Source organism: Streptomyces sp. NPDC001502 (assembly GCF_042894785.1).
Lineage (GTDB): Bacteria > Actinomycetota > Actinomycetes > Streptomycetales > Streptomycetaceae > Streptomyces > Streptomyces kutzneri.
In genome coordinates this window covers 107,362-123,431 of sequence record NZ_JBIAVW010000019.1, presented here as the reverse complement: position 1 = coordinate 123,431, position 16,070 = coordinate 107,362, and the positions used below count along the sequence as shown (strand labels likewise).

Genomic DNA, 16,070 nt, shown 5'->3' with positions numbered 1-16,070 from the left:
CCAGGCACACAGGCAACGAGTGCAACCGGGGTGCTCCAGTGCTGGCGACCACGGTTGTGGCGCCCTGCGCGATCGCCCTCGGCGCCGGTTCGTGTCCGGCCCGTAGAGGTGCCGGGTTTCATGGTCCATTCCGTGGGCGGTCCTGCGGCGAACTGACCACGACGTTCGTCGCGCGGCCGACGGCCCGTGCCGGCCGTTCGCCACGACCGGCAGGCCCGTGTCACCCCGGGCGCATCATCGGGCCGCCTCGGGCAACAAGGCTGCCATGACTACGCGAAGCGGCACGGACACGAGACCCTCACGGCTCCTGTGGCTCGTACCGGCCCAGGCCGCCGTGATGGTGGCGCTGGGCCTGTTCGTGACCGCCGCATCGGCGGGCCACCGGATGCAGGCGGCGGAGGACCGGGTCACGGACGCGTTCGCCGCGCACCGAACCCCGTGGGCCGGCTCCCTGTCGGAGTGGCTGTCCGTCGTGGCCTCCACGGAAGGCATCGTCGGCGTGACGCTGATCGGCGTCATCTCCCTGCTCGCGCTGCCCCGCACCCCGCGCTGGGCCGACGCGGTCTTCCTGGGCGCGTCGGTCGCCGTGCAGTCGGCCGTCTTCCTGGTCGTGACGATGTGTGTGGACCGCCCCCGCCCCGAGGTGCCCCGCCTGGACGGCGCACCGCCCACGTCGAGCTTCCCGTCCGGCCACGTCAGCGCTTCGGTGGCCCTCTACGGCGGCCTGGCCACGCTGGTGTGGACCCGCCTTCGCGGCCCGTGGAGATACGTCGCGGCAGCGGCTCTGGTACTGGTCCCGCCGGCGGTCGGGCTGTCCCGGATGTACCGGGGCATGCACCACCCCTCCGACGTGGCGGGCGGCCTGGTCAACGGCGTTGCCACTCTGCTCGTCGTGGGGTCGGTGTCTCTGTCCCGCCGCACCCGCGACACGGCGGGCGGACCGGACGCGGCGCCCCCCGCCGCCCCCGTCCCGGCCGCCCGTGGTGGAGCCGGGCGATGCGGGCCTGCCGACGGGCCTGCCGACGGGCCTGCAGAGGGGCGCTCCGGTCAGCGGGCCGTCGTGGTCCGCCATCCGCACGGCTGCGGTGACGACCTGGCCGAGCGGGTGCGCCTCAGCCTCCACCGCCACGGGTACACCGACCAGCGCTGGACCTCCACCTCCATCGAACGACCCTGCGGGACCTTGCCCGGGGAGTGCGCGGAACCCGGAGTCGACCTGGTCGTCGTCTGCGGCGGGGACGGCACGGTCCGCGCCTGCGCCGACGTGGTCGCCGGCACCGGCACACCACTGGCGCTCGTGCCCTGCGGTACGGGCAACCTCCTCGCCCGGAACGTGGACCTCCCCCTGGATCCGCTCGCCGCCCTCGAAACGGCCCTCGGCGGCGGCGTCTTCCCGATGGACGTGGGGCGGGTCTGGGGCGACGGCCTCCCGTCGACACGGTTCACCGTCATGACGGGGGCCGGATTCGACGCCGCCACGGTCCGCGACACCTCGCCCGCGCTCAAGGCCCGCCTCGGCTGGGCCGCGTACGTACTGTCGGCCGTCCGCCACCTGGGAGACCCGGGCATGCGCCTGGCCGTCCGGGTGGACGGGGGCCGGGCCCGTCGACGCCGGGCCCGGATGGTCGTCGTCGGCAACGTGGGCACGCTCCAGGGCGGCCTCGAACTCCTGCCCCGGGCACGGCCGGACAGCGGACGGCTGGAGGTCGTACTGTTCGACCCCCGCGGCGCGGCGGGCTGGCTCGCCGCGGCAGGACACCTGGCCTCCCGGCTTGTCCGTACGGGCGCCCGCGCGCCGGACGCGCTGCCCCACGGGTGGACCGGTGGCCGGACGGTGGCCGGAGGGGCCCTGGAGTACATCAGCGGCCGCCGGATCGAGATCCGCTTCGCCGGCGTACAGGCCCGGGAGGTCGACGGCGACACCATGACGGAAGGCTCCCGGCTGTTCGCCGAGGTGGAGCCCGGCACCCTGCGGATCTTCCTTCCCGGGGCCCCGGCAACCGCTCCGAGTGACGTGACCCCCACGAGCACGGACGCACGCATACCGCTACCCACACCCACGACACGCAGAACGCGCACGCCTCCGCCCCTGCGCACGCGTCCCGCACCCCGCACCCCGCACTCCGCGCCACTGAACCTGTCCCGGCACGCCGGGACCACACACAGTCAGGAAGCCGATGGGAACCGCGAGCCGAGTGCCACAGAGACGTGACGTCGTCGGCGAGGAACTGTCCGCGGACGAAGCCTGGTCCGCGCTGCGCCGCCACGGAGGATGGAGCCTGGTCCGGGACTCCTTCGTACGCTTTCGCTACGCGGACGGCTTCAGCCACTCCCGCGCCCTCGCCCTGCAGACCGTCCTGTCCATCGTGCCCCTCGCCATCGCCGCCATCGGCCTGTCCAGCGTCCTCCACACCGAGGGCATCGGCCGCGTGGCCGAGCTGACGATCGGACGCATCACCAGTGGGCCCAGCCGGGAGGTGGTCGACGAGGCCCTGCGCGAGAGCCGCCGCCACGCGGGCGACGGCGGCCAGGCCGCCCTCTGGCTGGGCCTGCTCTTCTCCCTCGTCAACGTCACCACGAGCCTGTGCCAGGTCGAACGCGGCGCCAACCGCATCTACGGCAACGAACGCGACCGGCCTTTCCTGCGCAAGTACGCCCGCGGGCTCGTCATGGCCGGCCTCGCGGGTCTTCCGCTGGGGCTCAGCTTCGTCCTCACCGTCCTCGGCGCCGACCTCGTCCACGCCTTCGCCGAGGTCTACCACCTCGGGCCGGCCGCCATCCGTGCCTGCGACGTCCTGCGTTGGCCGGTCGGGATCCTGCTGGCCGTGCTCGCAGCCAGCGCCATCTTCCGCCTTTCACCGCGCCGCGACCAGCCGGGTTACACCTGGCTCGCCTTCGGCGCCGTCGTCTACCTGGGCCTGTGGATCACGGCGACCTGGGCGTTGAGCCTGTACGTCGGCGCCAGCAGCACCTTCACCAGCGTGTACGGGCCCCTCAGCGCCCTGGTCTCGCTGCTGCTGTGGTCCTACCTGACCTCCCTGGCCCTGTTCCTCGGCCTCTCCTTCGCCGCCCAGCTGGAAGCCGTACGAGCCGGGGTGCTCCAACCGGTCGCACGGGACCCCGGAGTCTGACGACCACCGTCCGCCCCGTCGCCCGAACGGCCCCGACCGAAAGCCGCGTACCCATGCCACAGCGCCCGCCTCGCTCCCGACGCCGCGCAGCCCGCGCGTTCCCGGCCCGCTGTTCCGGGCCAGACACGGCCTTCGGGACGAGACTGCTGCTGACGGTGATGGGGACGGCCGCCGTGACCGTGCCGTTCGTACTGGCCCTCGTGCTCGTCGAATCCCGGTGGCCCCCGCTCTACCGCCTCGACCGGGACACGGCCGAACGGCTCCACAGTGCCGCCCTCGAAAGCCCGGCGCGGGTGCGGGTCCTGGGCTTCCTCACGGATGCGCTGTGGGACCCGGTGACCCTGAGGCTCCTGGTGGCCGGCTTGGTGGTGTGGCTCCTGAGGCATCGCGCGTGGCGCCTGGCGGCCTGGGCCGCCGTCACCGAGACGGCCGGCGCCCTCCTCGGGTTCCTCACGAAGAACGCGGTGGAACGCGCGCGCCCGCACCTGCCCGACCCCGTCGCCCACGCGCCCGGGTTCTCCTTTCCCTCCGGGCACGCCATGACCGCCATGGTGTCCTGCGCGGTGTTCCTCCTGGTCCTGCTTCCGCTGGTGCCGCCCGTCTGGCGGCCCCTGCCCTGGGCGCTGGCGGTGACGAGCGTGCTCGGAGTCGGCTACACGCGTGTCGCGCTCGGTGTGCACTGGGTCAGCGACGTCGTCGGGGGCTGGCTCCTCGGGCTCGTCGTGGTCACGGCCACGACGTTCGTCTTCGAAGCCTGGCGGGCTGACATCGGACGCCGTCGGACCACCCTCGGGGAGGGACTGGAGCCCGAGATCTCCGGGACCGAACCCGAGCCGCTCTTGGGAACATCCGGTCGGCCCGGGACCACGGACGGACCGACCGGATGACCGGCGTGAGGAACTCCCACCACCGCGCGGGGACGGACCGTCACGCGTCGGGGGATTCGCCGGAGGGCGGCCCCGAGTGACTCCTCGCGGCGTGCGGGGCGGGTGTCACCAGGGGATGGAAACAGGCGGTGATCGTCTTGCCGCCGTGGAAGGAATGGGCCTCCCAGGCATCGGCGAGGGCGTCGATGATGGCGAGTCCCCGTCCGGAAGTCGCCTCGCGTGAGGGGTCGCGCGGGGCCGGCAGACACGGGTCGCTGTCGGCGACGCTGACGTGCAGGCACCGGCCGTCCCAGGTGAGTACCAGCCCGGCACCGCTGTGGGCGTGGACGTGCGCGTTGGTGACGAGCTCCGACACCGTCAGCAGGACGGAATGCGCGGTGTCGGGGGCGTCCGTCGTCCACCGCAGGGAGTCCAGCCGTTCCGCGGTCCAGCGGCGGGCCTCGCGCACGCCTCGGTGTACGGGGAAGGAAGTGGCCCACCCCTTGGCACGCATGGACACCGCGTTCACCTCGCTTGCGCTCTCGCGTGACGTCGGACCGGACGGGGCGGGACGCTTGTCAGAACCGGTTCGCCCGGTGCCGGGCACGGTGTCCGCCCCTGCGGTGGACCAGCAGCAGAGCCAGCATCATTGGCGCGATCAGCAGGACCATCGCCGTCATGGGAGTGCTCCTTCCCTCGTGGTCTGTTCCTCCTGCGCGTGTGGCCGCTATGAGGCCTTCGAAACCCCGGTCGCTGCCGCCCGGCTCCATCTCACCCGGCATCCCGTGAGCGGTGAGCGGCCTCGCAGGGGGACCGCAAACGGCCTCCGCGAGAGGGAAACGGTGTGGGCGGCAGCCGGGCAGAGCTGGGCGCGGGAAGCCGTACCGTTCCGCCTCGGGTGCACACCGCTGGGTCGCGTGTGCCCGCTTGGTTGGTTGGTCGGCTCCCTGTACCAGCCCTTCAGGGTTTCGCCCGGGCCGCGACTGCTGGGGTCCGCCTGGTCCGGGAAGTGGGCTCATTCGGGGAGTCGCTACCTGGTTGGCGGGGCAGGCGCACGGCGTGAGGGCAACGATGCGGGTGCCCCTGCGGGTGTCGGGCAGGCCCGAGACCGCCCGATTCCCGCTTCACCACCCCAATTCACCACCCCAAAACAAAGGAGCAGGTCATGTCGAAGGTCAAGGAGTCCATCGAGGTCGACGTTCCGGTTCGTACGGCGTATGACCAGTGGACGCAGTTCGAGTCGTTTCCGCAGTTCATGGACGGGGTGGAGCGGATCGAGCAGCGCACGGACACGCTCACGCACTGGGTGACGAGGATCAGCGGTGTCGAGCGGGAGTTCGACGCGGAGATCACGGAGCAGATTCCGGACACCAAGGTGGCGTGGGTGACCGTCGGAGGCGAGGGCGAGCAGTCCGGCCTGGTGACCTTCGAGCCCATCGATCCCACCCATACGCAGGTCACGCTGATGATGGACTTCGATCCCGAGGGGATGGCGGAGAACATCGGTGACAAGCTCGGCTTCGTCGACCGGCAGGTCAAGGGCGACCTGAAGCGCTTCAAGCACTTCATCGAAGACCGTGGCTCAGCCACCGGACAGTGGCGGGGCCAGGTCTGACCGTACCCACCGAACCCCCTGCAAGGGCGGGTTCCGCCCGGGGCAGGCCCAGGCGGCCGCCGCGCAGGACACGCGCGGCGGCCGCCTGCGCGCGCTGGGTCGCGGCTGCAGATCCTCAGCCGGCCAGAGCGACCAGTCTTCGGTACCCGAGCTGGTCGGCCCGGCGGGCGGTGAGGTGGACATGGACGTCGGCGAGGTACTCCTTGAGGGCGTCGTACCCGGCTGTGTACGTCTCCTCCTGCTCGCCGGCGTCCGGCGGCATCCAGAAGATCAGCAGTTGCGCGTTCTTGCGTGTGCCCTCAGGGCTGGCGAAGGACAGCACGTGGACGACAAGCCTCGGCTCGTCCGCCGGCAGAGCCTGTACCAACTCGTCATGGGTCAGGTTTCCCTCGAAATCGGCGACCAGGATGCCCGGGACGTCCGCGTAGCGAAGCGTCACGGTATTGATCTCCCGCCTCTCCCGCAGATGATGCAGGGCAGCAAGAGAACTCTCCGAAAGAGCGATCGGGCTGCTCACAGGCGCCTCGTCTCGGTGCTGGACAGGTCCTGGGATCAAGGCGGCAAGGTGCCGCGACCGTGGTTCGGCCGAGCGGGAGGACGTGCCGGCGGCCACGGGTTTCGACGAGCGGGTGGCCGGCAGGGCTGGTCAGGTGTGGAGGCGGCTGTTGGTGCCGTCGTGGCTGTCTGCGTGTTCGTCGTCGAACCAGTAGTCGCCGCCCGCGAGGTAGCGGAAGGAGTGTGTGCTGTGGGCGGGGAGGGCGACGGTCGCGGCGCGGGTGCCGTCGCCGCGGGGCTCCAGGGGGTGGGCGGCCGGGTTCCAGTGGTTGAAGTCCCCGACCACGCTCACGGGACCGTCCGGTGTGTCCTCGGGCAGGATGAAGGTGACCTTCGTACGGCCCTTGAGCTGCTTGCGTTCGAGCACGGAAATGACTCCAGCCACGAGGATGGGGAACCGGCCCGTGCATCCTCGCGCCGGTGTACGTGTCGTGCGGCGGTACAGCGCCGTGGGCTGGTCGGAGGTCACCCGGGTGGCCGCGAGCCGCCCGCCACCGGGCCTGGCCTGACCTCTGCTGTCGGCGCTGTGCTGCGCGACTGCCGGCACCGCATGTTTCCGGCCTCCTGCCCGAAGGCCGGCCAGCAGACCAACTGCGGGCACGACAGCCTGCCGGCCGGGCCTGCGGTGGCCGGGAACAGCGGACCCCATACGCGCGCATGGACCGAAAACGGGTGAGGGCGTGCATCGGGGGTACGCGGGTTGTGGCCGGGCCGGTCGTCGTGACGCAGCAGGGAACCTGCTCACCTCCACCGATCGGCGGCTGTCCCGGTCCGTTCCGTCGGCCGGCCCTCGAAGGAGTTCGAGGACGCAGCCCTTCACCTGGTCGGGGGTTCCTTGCGGTAGCCGCCGGGCGAGTGGGAGTCGGGGCGACAGCGGCCATCGAACCGGCTCTGGGCAGGCGCCGACGACCCCGCCGTCACCGTCGAAGCCGTCGGATCCGCTCGTGTCACCGTTCCCCGGCGGCGTGGTGCAGTCGCTGAAGGCCGGCCGCAGGGGAGCCTCCTCTTCGGCCAGGCCGAACTGCGCCGGCCCGAGCCCGACGCCGCCTGACCCGCGCCCCAGCCGGCTCGGGGTGCAGGGCGACCACGTACACGACAACGCCCAGGAGCAAGGCGCCGACCAGGGCCACGGGCGATCCGGCTACGGCCGCTGCGGCCGTGGCGCTGGCGGCCGTCGTGATCGCGGTACCCATGCGTCATCGGGTGCAGGCGCTGGTGAGGTCTGCGGTGATGTTCAGGACCGTGTCGACGCCGGTCATTGCGAAAAGCCTTGCGATTTGGGGTGCGAGGGGCCCGGCGAGGACGAGGTGTTGGCGCCTGTGGGCCATGAGCAGTGTGTTGAGTACGGACGAATCGGCGAAGGAGACGTGCGCCATGTCGAGGACGGTCCATGTGACGCCGTCGCCCAAGGCGGCATGCAGAGCTTGGTCCAGGGCGCCCTGGGAGCCGATGTCGAACTCCCCGGAGCAGACGATGATGCGGGTGCCGTTCTCGTCGGGCAGCGCCTGCACGTAAGCCGTGTCACCCACGTCTTCTCCTCATCGCTTCCCCCTGCCCGGGCGCCGGGAGGGAGCAGGTCGGTGTCGAATCTCAGCCGCGCCCCTCTGTCGACGTGGCAGAGCGAGATTACATACGGCTCAGAAATAAGAAAACCTACGCTTGTCAGCATAGAAATTATGCGACCCTGCCCTGGGGGTCGATCCCCAGGCGCTCTGGCGTAGGCAGACGGCTGCGGTCCGAGGTGGGCATCGTCGCGCGCCCCTGCCGTCGGCGTGTGACGTCCCGGCCCGAGCTTCTTCCCCGGCCTGACCTGATTCCCTGCGCAGCTGACACCCGAAAATCTATGTTGGCTGGAGTAGACATTGGGTAGTGGTGTGGTTATGGTTTCTCTCGTAGCCCAGAGAGACCGCAGGGCCTGGCAGAGACGAACTGCCGGGCAGCAGTACCCGCAGTTGCAGTGCGCAGGACGGTGCGGTGGTGGAGTTTCGAAGCCAGAGCAGGTGCAGTACGGCGACGGAACTGACGACCGGACCGGGTGGCCCGCAGTCATCAGGGGCCGCCGCAAGCAGTGCCGCGTTATCGCAGTGGCAGTAACAGGGCAGTACCAGCCAGTACGCAGTACCCCGCTTGGTAAGCAGTTGATCACCGAGGGAAGAACGGAGGAATGGGCGCCATCAGGATCGCCCGGGCGGAAGTCTTGAGTCCGGGTACCGCAGGACATCGATCGTGAGGTGGTCTCCGGTCAAGCAACCGCGATCCCCGCACCCCCGACGGCGTATCGGTCGGGTCTGCGGACACAGAAGGCCGGCGCAGTATCAGGGCCGGCAGATGGTGTAGCAGTTCCTTCGGGGCCCTGGTGCCATTGGCGCCAGGGCCCCTCCATGCGTTCCACAGAGAGGTTCAATGACAGCAGACGACTCGTTCGGCCGTCTCGACGACGACGACTACCCCGCCTACACCATGGGCCGGGCCGCCGAAATGCTCGGCACCACCCAGGGCTTCCTCCGCGCCATCGGCGAAGCCCGCCTCATCACGCCGCTCCGATCCGAAGGCGGACACCGCCGCTACTCCGGCTACCAACTGCGCATCGCAGCCCGCGCCCGCGAACTCGTCGACCAGGGCACCCCCATCGAGGCCGCCTGCCGCATCATCATCCTCGAAGACCAGCTCGAAGAAGCCCAGCGCATCAACGCCGAATACCGCTCGGCCGCTTCTCGGAACGACACGTCCACGTCGATGTAGTCGATGCCGGTGAGTTCGGCTTCGAGGTGGTCGGCGCGAGTGCCGTGCTCCAGCGGGTGCCGTCGAAAGTGGTGTGCCACAGCCGCTGATCGCCTGCGGCGCCCTCTCTGTACGTGCCGTGCCCACGGGCCGCCTCGGATCGGGGTCTGAACGGGCGGTCCCGAGGATTGGGCCGCCGGGCGGCGGGTAGCCGCCGGATAGCCGCGGCCGGCCTGCCGGAAGGGCGGGTCCGGCCTTCGCGGCGAGGAGGCAGAGATGTCCGCACAGCTTCCAGATCCAGGCGCACGGAACACGTCCCGACCGTACGGCGGCGTACCGCCGGGCGAGACTCCGCCCGGCGAGTCGAGCACCGGCTCCGGCGCGGGCCCGTACCGTCCCCTCACGCGCGGGTGGGCCATGGCTCCCCTCGTGATGATCTGCTTGCTGGCTCTGGTCTGCGCCCTCTTCTTCCTTGCCTACGCCATCATGCTGGACCTCTGAGCGGTGCCGACGGGGCCGGTACGGCGGATCCGCGACTGACGCGGCCAGATGCGGGGCAGGCAAGTGGTCGTGCCCCCGTCCCGCTGCGGCGAAGGAGATGATCATGCCCTCCGGTCCCGCGTCACGCGCCACTTCCGCGTCCGCGTCCTCGTCCGCGTCCGCGGACTCTGCGACAGGGTGTCGATTGCTGTTGGTCCGCCACGCGAAGGCCGTGCCCAAATATGTGGCCGAGGACTTCGAACGCTCCCTGAGCGACCGCGGGCGGGCTGATGCGCCGGAGACGGGCCGTTGGATTGCCGAGTCGGGCTTCGAGCCCCATTTGGTGCTGTGTTCTCCGGCCCGAAGGACGCGGGAGACATGGGAGCTGATCGCCCCGGCCCTGCCGGACGTTCCGCCCGCCGTCTACGATGACGAGCTCTACAACGCGGCCCCGGACGTGTTGGCCACCGTACTGGCGGAGCGGGGAGCGGGGCTGGGCCGCGTGATGCTGGTCGGCCACGGCCACAATACGGGCATCCACGAGCTGGCCACGTCGCTTTGCGGGACCGGGCCGCCGGAACTGCTGGAACGGCTGAGGGAGAAGCTCCCGACGTCGGGCGTCGTGGTGGTGGACCTTCGGGGCGGGTGGGAGGACCTGACCCCGGGTGATGGGCACCTGAGCGCCTTCTGGGCACCCGCTCACCAGGATCTGTCCGACAAATGATCACGTGGCGGGTTCGCTGGTGGCGCCGAGTTCCTCGACGACCGGCAGACCCTTCACGGCGTGGTGAGCGCCCTTCGCGACCCGGAGCCCTCCACTGCGACCGGGCCCGGCGGTACGTTCATCGGGCCGCTCGCAGGGAAGCTCAGGACCCGGCCCGCGACACCGCGCACATGGGAGCGCGCCCGGCTGGTGCGCTAGCTCAGGCCGGGGCGGCCATCTCTTGGAGCAGGCCCCGATGATCACGCAGGTGCGGGCAGTCGGCGGGCTGGAGCCACTGGAGGCCGCCCTGCGCGACCGGCACGGTCGGCTGTCATCATCTCGAAGAGGTCGGCCCGGACGTGACCGTCGTGAAGCCGGGCGACCGAGTGGTCCTCCCCTTCAACATTTCTTGCGGCACCTGCTTCATGCGCGGCCAGGGCCGCACATGAACGCCTCGTTTCGTGCGTAGCCGATCCTGGTATGCGCAGGTTTGCCGGCGACGGCGCCCGCAGGACCGCTGCGGTCTACTTCCAGGGTCCGTCCCGGCCGGCCGCCATACGGCGCAGTCCTTCCCGAGGCCCAGGACCAGCGGGGGCTGCTGCTGGGCGCTGGGACGGGGTGGTGCGGGTAGGAGCCTGGTACCGGGGTACGGTCTGGCCTCCCGGCTGCGACGGGACCGTGCCCCGGGCCCACCTCGATCGGCGCGGGGCGGTCGCGGAGTCCCTGGGAGGACGGTGCACGTCCGGTGCGGACAGGAGAGGAGGTCTTCCGGCAAGCGGCCGCCGCCATCGTTGGGCAGGGTCCGGCGAGGGGTACAGGACAGAGGGCGCGCATGAAGCAGGTGCGGGGAACCGGCGCCCTGGCCGGGCCGTAGGAGAGTCTTCTCAGCTCCTGGCCGGGGGTCGCGCACCTCCGCCTCGCCGCGGGGGCGCTCTGATGTAGACGATGCCGTGGCCGCTCGGCAGCGAGTCGTCGATCCCGCTTCGCTCTGGCCGCATGCGGATGCGGACGCGGACCTGTCCGGCCCTTCGGCTTCGTGTGAGCTGCACACTCCTGCCGGCCAGGCCCGCTCCGCCGGCTGCCTACGGGGCCTCCACCGCACGCTGGCGAGCCCGGGCGTGCGCCGTTCGGTCAGCGGGGTGAAGCACGATGACCGAACCAGCGGCCATGACGTCGGCGAGACTCCGTTGCCGGGCTGTCCGTGGCGGCACGGGCGTTGTCATGCTCTTTGATCGGGTCGTCCCCCTCACGGTCCACGACAGCCGTCCCACGACGAGAAGCACGCCTTTCCCGCCGGGTACTCGCAGAGCGTCGTGCGCCGAGCATGAGCAGGGCCAAGCCCAAGGCGGCCACGGCGCCGACGATGATGCCCGTGAGGAAGAGGGATCCGGTCGAGCCAGTGGCGTGGTAGCCGAAGACCGAGAAGTCACCGCCGGCAGTGAGGCTGTTGGATGCTCCGAAGTTGCCGAAGATTCCGACCAGTCCGACGATCGCGGCGACGACAAGAATGATCAGTCCGAGAATGAGAAGCATGGGATCGCTCCTTGAATCTGCGCCCGACGAGCGGCCGGTCGCGGCTGGCGCCTACCCCGGCGGCGGCCCTCCAAGCGGCTTTCTGCAGGCACGGTTCGCCACTGGCACGGATCGGCAGGGTAGGCGAACGGCCCCTTGACCGATCCGCCGGTGAAAGGCGCCCCCGTTCTGATGGCTCATCCGGCCCTGCTCCCCGGCCTCGTCGACCGCTACTGGGCTCTGTCCGTACTCGACGCCGCAGAAGACGAATCACCTTGCGGAGCCACCCCGAGGTCATTCGCTGCCCGGTGGAGATACCCGTCCGCCGTCCGGATGCCCATGCCGACACGGCGGGGGCGGCACAGGGGCGTCCCGGTGTACGCACAGGTGGCGGGCAGGCACCGGCACGGCAAGAGTCTTTTTCGGCCTCCCGGACGGCTGTGATGACCACAGCGCGCGACATCATGACTCCGGAACCCGAATGCATCGCCGAAGCCACCGTTCTGGAGGCAGCACCGAAGCCGGCACGGCTCGACGGCGGTGCACTACCGCACCGACCAACGCGATACACCTACCGCGACGGCGACCCGTGGCCCGCCATGCAGCGCCCGACCTGGCGCCCCGACATCCGCGCCGCCGTCATCTCCAAGGCTCGCGTCAACATGCACCGCAAGCTCGCCAACATGGTGAAGCCGACGGCATGTACCCGCTCGCGGTGCTCTCCGACTGCGTCGTCTACCCCTGCGGTCTGGCTCCGGAGGCTCGTAGGATCCGTCTTTGTGACGCCACGTCAGGAGCTGGAGAACCCAGTTCGGAGAAGGTTCAGGAGAGCCAGTCGGCGTAGCGGGTGGGGGCGAGGTGGGCGCTCTTGTCGGTGAGGACGTCACCCTTGACGACGGCGAACATGCCGGCGGCGGGGTCGGTGACGACGCTGCGGCCGTCGGACTTGTGGGACAGGGTGAGCCGGCCCAACTCGTCCAGGGAGAAGACCTCGGGTCCGGCGATGCTGCGAATACCCCCCAGCGGGGCGCCCGCAGCGACCTCTGCCACCGCGTCGGCCACGTCCCTGGAGGCGATCGGCTGGATCGGTGTGGCGGGCAGCCGGACGGTGTCGCCGTCGGCGGTCCAGGACAGGATCGCGTCGATGAACTCCATGAACTGCGTCGCGCGGACGATCGAGTAGGGGATCGGTCCGGCCGTGAGGATGTCCTCCTGGAGCACCTTGGCCCGGTAGTAGTCCAGCTCCGGCACCTGGTCCACGCCGATGATCGAGAGAATGACGAAGTGGCGGACGCCCCCCTCCTGGCCCGCGGCCAGAAGGTTGTCCATCGAGGTCTGGAAGAAGGCCAGGGAGGCTTCGTCGAAGGTCGGGGAGTTCGTCAGGTTGACGATGACGTCGGCCCCCGCCACCGCCTCGTCCAGTCCCTGGCCGCTGATGACGTCGACTCCGGTGGACAGCGAGTGCGGCACCGCCTCGTGCCCGGCGGCGTTCAGATTCGTGACGACCTGCGACCCGATCAGCCCGGTACCGCCGATGACCGCGAACTTCATGACATGCCTTCCGTCAGGAGATGTATCCGAAATATGGCACATGATCCCTATAGGGGCGTTTGATGCGAGGTCAGGGTCGTGTATCCGGCCAACGTGTTGCCCGACCGGCCATACATCGGGAACTGAAGGGTGCCCTTCGCCTGAGGTACGGCCGACGTGGAGACCCGGGCTACCAGGTTCGAGGGATGGCCCCGTCGCGTGACCAGCACACTCCGGCCCGGGCGGACGCCTCGTGCCCCCCTGGACCTCGGCCTGGTGCAGCTACGGCACCCTCACCCTCACCGCTGCCGAAGCAGGCCGGGCCCAGGGCCGCTTCCACTCCTTCGCCTCCTTCATGCAGATGGCACGCCCCGAGGCCGAGCACGACCCGCCGCCGACGGCTCCTGAGGCCGCCGCGAGCGCGGCCGCGTACTCGTCGACGGGACTGTCTCCGTGGGCGGTCGCGGGCGGCGACCTCGATGCCGGGTTCCATGTCGGCCTCACCGTCCCCGGCGCCTCGTTCGGCTGGGACACCAGCGGCGAACACGCCCACACCCGACTCCAGATCCGGGATCCCGCCACCGGATCCTGTGCGGCCGTCGACCACGACGGCCGCACCGCGGCCGACTTCGCCGTCACGCGGGCTGGGCCCCGGCAGCTGGGCGACGAGATCACCGCCGCATGCCGGCGGCGGGAGGAGCTCGGCCGGCCGAGCGCCGACAGGTACGGCCTGACCGTGACATCCGGTGGCACCGCGGTGTGGGTGGACTCTCCCGCGATCACGGTGGCCGCCCGCTGACCCCGGAGCCCGTCGAACGCCGGGGTGGTGCAGGGCCGGCTGAGCCCGTGCAGGCGGGCCGGATTCCGCGACAGCCCCGACCAGCCGGTTCGAGGCCGTGACTTCAGCGGTACCAGTCGAGGGGTTGCGTCGCGTATGTGCCGTCGGAAAGGACCGCGTCGGTCAGCTCGAACCGCTGTCGGCGAGCGCCAGTCGGCTCCTGCCGGGTGATCCGGCTGCCGGCAGGGCGGCTGCCGGCGTTCTGCACCGCGTGCCCGTCCGGGGCCCGCGTACCGATCAGGCTGTGCCTCACGGCTTCTGGTGTTCCGTGCCCGGCTCCGTGGGCTGGGCGTCGGCGCGCACGAGGTTCTGCTCCAGGCGTTCCAGGGTGGCGAGGGCGTCGGCGCGCTCGTCGTCCGAGAGGCCGGTTGCCGAGATGTCCTCGAGTTGGCTCCAGACCCGCTCCACCTCCCGGCGCAGGGCGTGGCTGGCCGCTGTGGGTTCGATGAGCGAGGCGCGCTTGTCGGTGGGCGAGGGGCGGCGGCGGACGAAACCGGCCTGTTCGAGGCGGCGGACCGTGCGGGTCATCGTGGCGGCGTCGGAGTCCATCAGGCGCACCAGGTCGATCTGACGCTGGGGACCGAGTTCCCACAGGTGCATCATGACCAGCTCCTGGCCCGGGTGCAGGCCGATGCGGCGCAGTAGCTGTCCCGCGAACATGCGGTGCAGCCGGGCCAGCCGGAAGATCGCATGACTGATCGGTCCGCCGGCGGCCGCACCGGGGACCGGCACGGTGGCTTTCCGCTCCGCCGCTCCGGAATCCTGCCCGGCCTCGGATGTGGACTCGGCCATCTCTTCCCCACTCTCCTGTTTAGACAGGAGAACTCTACCTTCTCCAGGTCCATCAGTAGGCGGTTCTCCCCGTCGAGTGACACATATGGACAGGTCGAGGGTGCTGCACGCCTCACTTGCCAGGCCGCGTGAAGCAGGTTTACTGTTCAGACAGGTAATTTACTTGTCCGGACAGTAAACGGCTGGCGCGGGCCACGGTGCGCCCGGCCCGCAGAGCGCCACCCATCCCGAGGGAGCGACCATGACCACTGCTTTCGATCCGATCGTCCTGGGCGGCACACGCCTCGCGAACCGAGTCGTGATGGCGCCGATGACACGCAGCCGCGCCCACGGCCCGGACGCGGAGCCGACGGAGCTGATGGCGACCTACTACGCGCAGCGGGCCGGCGCCGGGCTGATCGTCACCGAGGGCATCCAGCCCTCGCCCGTCGGCCAGGGCTACCCCGACACCCCCGGCCTGCACACACCGGGCCAGGTGCGGGCCTGGCGGACAGTGACCGACGCCGTGCACCGTGAGGGAGGGGTGATCTTCGCGCAGCTGATGCACACCGGGCGGATCGGCCACCCCAGCCTGCTGCCCGGCGGCCTGACGCCGGTGGCGCCCTCGGCGGTCGCCGCCCAGGGACGGGTCTACACCCGCCAGGGGCCGCAGGACTTCGTCACGCCGAAGGAGCTGAGCGAGGCGGAGATCCGGCAGACCATCGCCGACTTCGCGTCCGCGGCGCACCACGCCGTCGAGGCCGGATTCGACGGTGTGGAGATCCACGGCGCCAACGGCTACCTGATCCACCAGTTCCTCGCGGACAACACCAACCGCCGCACCGACGCCTGGGGCGGCTCCGCCGAGGGCCGGATCCGCTTCGCCGTCGAGGTCGTCACGGCGGTGGCCGAGGCGATCGGCAGCCGGCGGGTCGGTCTGCGGATCTCGCCCGGAAACCGCTACAACGACGTCGTCGAGGACAACCCGGGCGAGATCTACGGGGCCCTGCTGGACCGGCTCACAGGTCTGGATCCTGATCTTGCCTACCTGCACCTGATGGAGGGCCCCGACCCCGAGCTGACCCCGCAGCTGCGCAAGGAATGGCCCGGCACGTTCGTCCTCAACCCGTTCACCCACCCCGACGTCACCGGCTCCGACGCGCTCAAGCGGATCGAGGACGGGAGCGCGGACATGGTGGCCTACGGGGCGCTGTTCCTCGCCAACCCCGACCTGCCCCGGCGTCTCGCCGCAGGCGGCCCGTTCAACACCCCGGACCAGGCCACCTTCTACGGAGGCGACCACCGCGGCTACACCGACTACCCCACCCTCACCGCTTGACCGGCGGCC

16 protein-coding genes and 2 pseudogenes are annotated in these 16,070 nt (G+C 70.6%); 11 read left to right on the top strand and 7 right to left on the bottom strand.

The window, feature by feature from the left end; translation table 11 throughout:
- Nucleotides 1-265: 265 nt before the first annotated feature.
- The 3 genes from ACFY0D_RS29120 to ACFY0D_RS29110 are packed head-to-tail and all read left to right on the top strand — an operon-like array spanning nt 266 to nt 4,018.
- Nucleotides 266-2,212, top strand: a complete 1,947-nt coding sequence (locus ACFY0D_RS29120; protein ID WP_390800989.1) for a diacylglycerol kinase family protein — start codon at nt 266-268, stop codon at nt 2,210-2,212.
- Nucleotides 2,178-3,131, top strand: coding sequence for a YihY/virulence factor BrkB family protein (locus ACFY0D_RS29115; RefSeq protein ID WP_390800988.1), 954 nt, complete (start codon nt 2,178-2,180; stop codon nt 3,129-3,131). The genes ACFY0D_RS29120 and ACFY0D_RS29115 overlap by 35 nt, the downstream gene beginning before the upstream one ends.
- A 53-nt stretch (nt 3,132-3,184) precedes the next feature.
- A complete protein-coding gene (locus ACFY0D_RS29110) occupies nt 3,185-4,018 on the top strand; it encodes a phosphatase PAP2 family protein (protein WP_390800987.1) in 834 nt (277 codons plus the stop codon).
- Between the two features lie 40 nt (nt 4,019-4,058).
- Here the strand turns inward: ACFY0D_RS29110 and ACFY0D_RS29105 are convergent, their stop codons facing one another.
- Nucleotides 4,059-4,511, bottom strand: coding sequence for an ATP-binding protein (locus ACFY0D_RS29105; protein ID WP_390800986.1), 453 nt, complete (start codon nt 4,509-4,511; stop codon nt 4,059-4,061).
- Nucleotides 4,512-5,162: 651 nt separating this feature from the next.
- On the opposite strand from ACFY0D_RS29105, the gene ACFY0D_RS29100 reads away from it, so the two are divergent.
- Nucleotides 5,163-5,612, top strand: a complete 450-nt coding sequence (locus ACFY0D_RS29100) for an SRPBCC family protein (RefSeq protein WP_390800985.1) — start codon at nt 5,163-5,165, stop codon at nt 5,610-5,612.
- 115 nt (nt 5,613-5,727) lie between these two features.
- On the opposite strand, the gene ACFY0D_RS29095 is transcribed toward ACFY0D_RS29100, so the two are convergent.
- The 3 genes from ACFY0D_RS29095 to ACFY0D_RS29085 form a co-directional block, all read right to left on the bottom strand.
- Complete coding sequence (locus tag ACFY0D_RS29095; protein ID WP_390800984.1) at nt 5,728-6,129, bottom strand: cofilin family protein; 402 nt, start codon at nt 6,127-6,129, stop codon at nt 5,728-5,730.
- Nucleotides 6,130-6,258: 129 nt separating this feature from the next.
- Nucleotides 6,259-6,534, bottom strand: a complete 276-nt coding sequence (locus ACFY0D_RS29090; protein WP_390800983.1) for an isoamylase early set domain-containing protein — start codon at nt 6,532-6,534, stop codon at nt 6,259-6,261.
- An 829-nt stretch (nt 6,535-7,363) separates the two neighbouring features.
- Complete coding sequence (locus ACFY0D_RS29085) at nt 7,364-7,696, bottom strand: STAS domain-containing protein (protein ID WP_390800982.1); 333 nt, start codon at nt 7,694-7,696, stop codon at nt 7,364-7,366.
- An 874-nt stretch (nt 7,697-8,570) separates the two neighbouring features.
- Between ACFY0D_RS29085 and ACFY0D_RS29080 the strand changes: the two genes are divergently transcribed.
- The 5 genes and pseudogenes from ACFY0D_RS29080 to ACFY0D_RS29060 form a co-directional block, all read left to right on the top strand.
- Nucleotides 8,571-8,909, top strand: coding sequence for a MerR family transcriptional regulator (locus ACFY0D_RS29080; protein ID WP_390800981.1), 339 nt, complete (start codon nt 8,571-8,573; stop codon nt 8,907-8,909).
- A 255-nt stretch (nt 8,910-9,164) separates the two neighbouring features.
- Nucleotides 9,165-9,389, top strand: a complete 225-nt coding sequence (locus ACFY0D_RS29075) for a DUF6480 family protein (RefSeq protein ID WP_390800980.1) — start codon at nt 9,165-9,167, stop codon at nt 9,387-9,389.
- A 184-nt stretch (nt 9,390-9,573) separates the two neighbouring features.
- The gene (locus tag ACFY0D_RS29070) at nt 9,574-10,092 is read left to right on the top strand and encodes a SixA phosphatase family protein (RefSeq protein ID WP_390800979.1); all 519 of its coding nucleotides are present in this window, start codon (nt 9,574-9,576) and stop codon (nt 10,090-10,092) included.
- 24 nt (nt 10,093-10,116) lie between these two features.
- Nucleotides 10,117-10,423, top strand: a pseudogene (locus ACFY0D_RS29065) (MerR family transcriptional regulator); the annotation flags it as partial.
- Nucleotides 10,410-10,511 (top strand): annotated as a pseudogene (locus ACFY0D_RS29060) (hypothetical protein); the annotation flags it as partial. The pseudogenes ACFY0D_RS29065 and ACFY0D_RS29060, both read left to right, overlap by 14 nt.
- 691 nt (nt 10,512-11,202) lie before the next feature.
- Here the strand turns inward: ACFY0D_RS29060 and ACFY0D_RS29055 are convergent.
- Nucleotides 11,203-11,604, bottom strand: a complete 402-nt coding sequence (locus ACFY0D_RS29055) for a hypothetical protein (RefSeq protein WP_390800978.1) — start codon at nt 11,602-11,604, stop codon at nt 11,203-11,205.
- 801 nt (nt 11,605-12,405) lie between these two features.
- Complete coding sequence (locus tag ACFY0D_RS29050) at nt 12,406-13,134, bottom strand: SDR family oxidoreductase (RefSeq protein ID WP_390800977.1); 729 nt, start codon at nt 13,132-13,134, stop codon at nt 12,406-12,408.
- Nucleotides 13,135-13,366: 232 nt separating this feature from the next.
- On the opposite strand from ACFY0D_RS29050, the gene ACFY0D_RS29045 reads away from it, so the two are divergent.
- Nucleotides 13,367-13,912, top strand: a complete 546-nt coding sequence (locus tag ACFY0D_RS29045) for a hypothetical protein (protein ID WP_390800976.1) — start codon at nt 13,367-13,369, stop codon at nt 13,910-13,912.
- Nucleotides 13,913-14,200: 288 nt separating this feature from the next.
- Here the strand turns inward: ACFY0D_RS29045 and ACFY0D_RS29040 are convergent, their stop codons facing one another.
- A complete protein-coding gene (locus ACFY0D_RS29040) occupies nt 14,201-14,743 on the bottom strand; it encodes a MarR family winged helix-turn-helix transcriptional regulator (RefSeq protein WP_390800975.1) in 543 nt (180 codons plus the stop codon).
- 241 nt (nt 14,744-14,984) lie between these two features.
- On the opposite strand from ACFY0D_RS29040, the gene ACFY0D_RS29035 reads away from it, so the two are divergent.
- The gene (locus tag ACFY0D_RS29035) at nt 14,985-16,061 is read left to right on the top strand and encodes an alkene reductase (protein WP_390800974.1); all 1,077 of its coding nucleotides are present in this window, start codon (nt 14,985-14,987) and stop codon (nt 16,059-16,061) included.
- Nucleotides 16,062-16,070 lie beyond the last annotated feature (9 nt).

Bases quoted from the DNA above. Each gene is read 5' to 3' on its own strand.
- ACFY0D_RS29110 (WP_390800987.1), top strand. From the start codon at position 3,185: ATGCCACAGCGCCCGCCTCGCTCCCGACGCCGCGCAGCCCGCGCGTTC.
- ACFY0D_RS29080 (WP_390800981.1), top strand. From the start codon at position 8,571: ATGACAGCAGACGACTCGTTCGGCCGTCTCGACGACGACGACTACCCC.
- ACFY0D_RS29100 (WP_390800985.1), top strand. From the start codon at position 5,163: ATGTCGAAGGTCAAGGAGTCCATCGAGGTCGACGTTCCGGTTCGTACG.
- ACFY0D_RS29035 (WP_390800974.1), top strand. From the start codon at position 14,985: ATGACCACTGCTTTCGATCCGATCGTCCTGGGCGGCACACGCCTCGCG.
- ACFY0D_RS29050 (WP_390800977.1), bottom strand. From the start codon at position 13,134: ATGAAGTTCGCGGTCATCGGCGGTACCGGGCTGATCGGGTCGCAGGTC.
- ACFY0D_RS29115 (WP_390800988.1), top strand. From the start codon at position 2,178: ATGGGAACCGCGAGCCGAGTGCCACAGAGACGTGACGTCGTCGGCGAG.
- ACFY0D_RS29040 (WP_390800975.1), bottom strand. From the start codon at position 14,743: ATGGCCGAGTCCACATCCGAGGCCGGGCAGGATTCCGGAGCGGCGGAG.
- ACFY0D_RS29055 (WP_390800978.1), bottom strand. From the start codon at position 11,604: ATGCTTCTCATTCTCGGACTGATCATTCTTGTCGTCGCCGCGATCGTC.
- ACFY0D_RS29075 (WP_390800980.1), top strand. From the start codon at position 9,165: ATGTCCGCACAGCTTCCAGATCCAGGCGCACGGAACACGTCCCGACCG.
- ACFY0D_RS29105 (WP_390800986.1), bottom strand. From the start codon at position 4,511: ATGCGTGCCAAGGGGTGGGCCACTTCCTTCCCCGTACACCGAGGCGTG.
- ACFY0D_RS29120 (WP_390800989.1), top strand. From the start codon at position 266: ATGACTACGCGAAGCGGCACGGACACGAGACCCTCACGGCTCCTGTGG.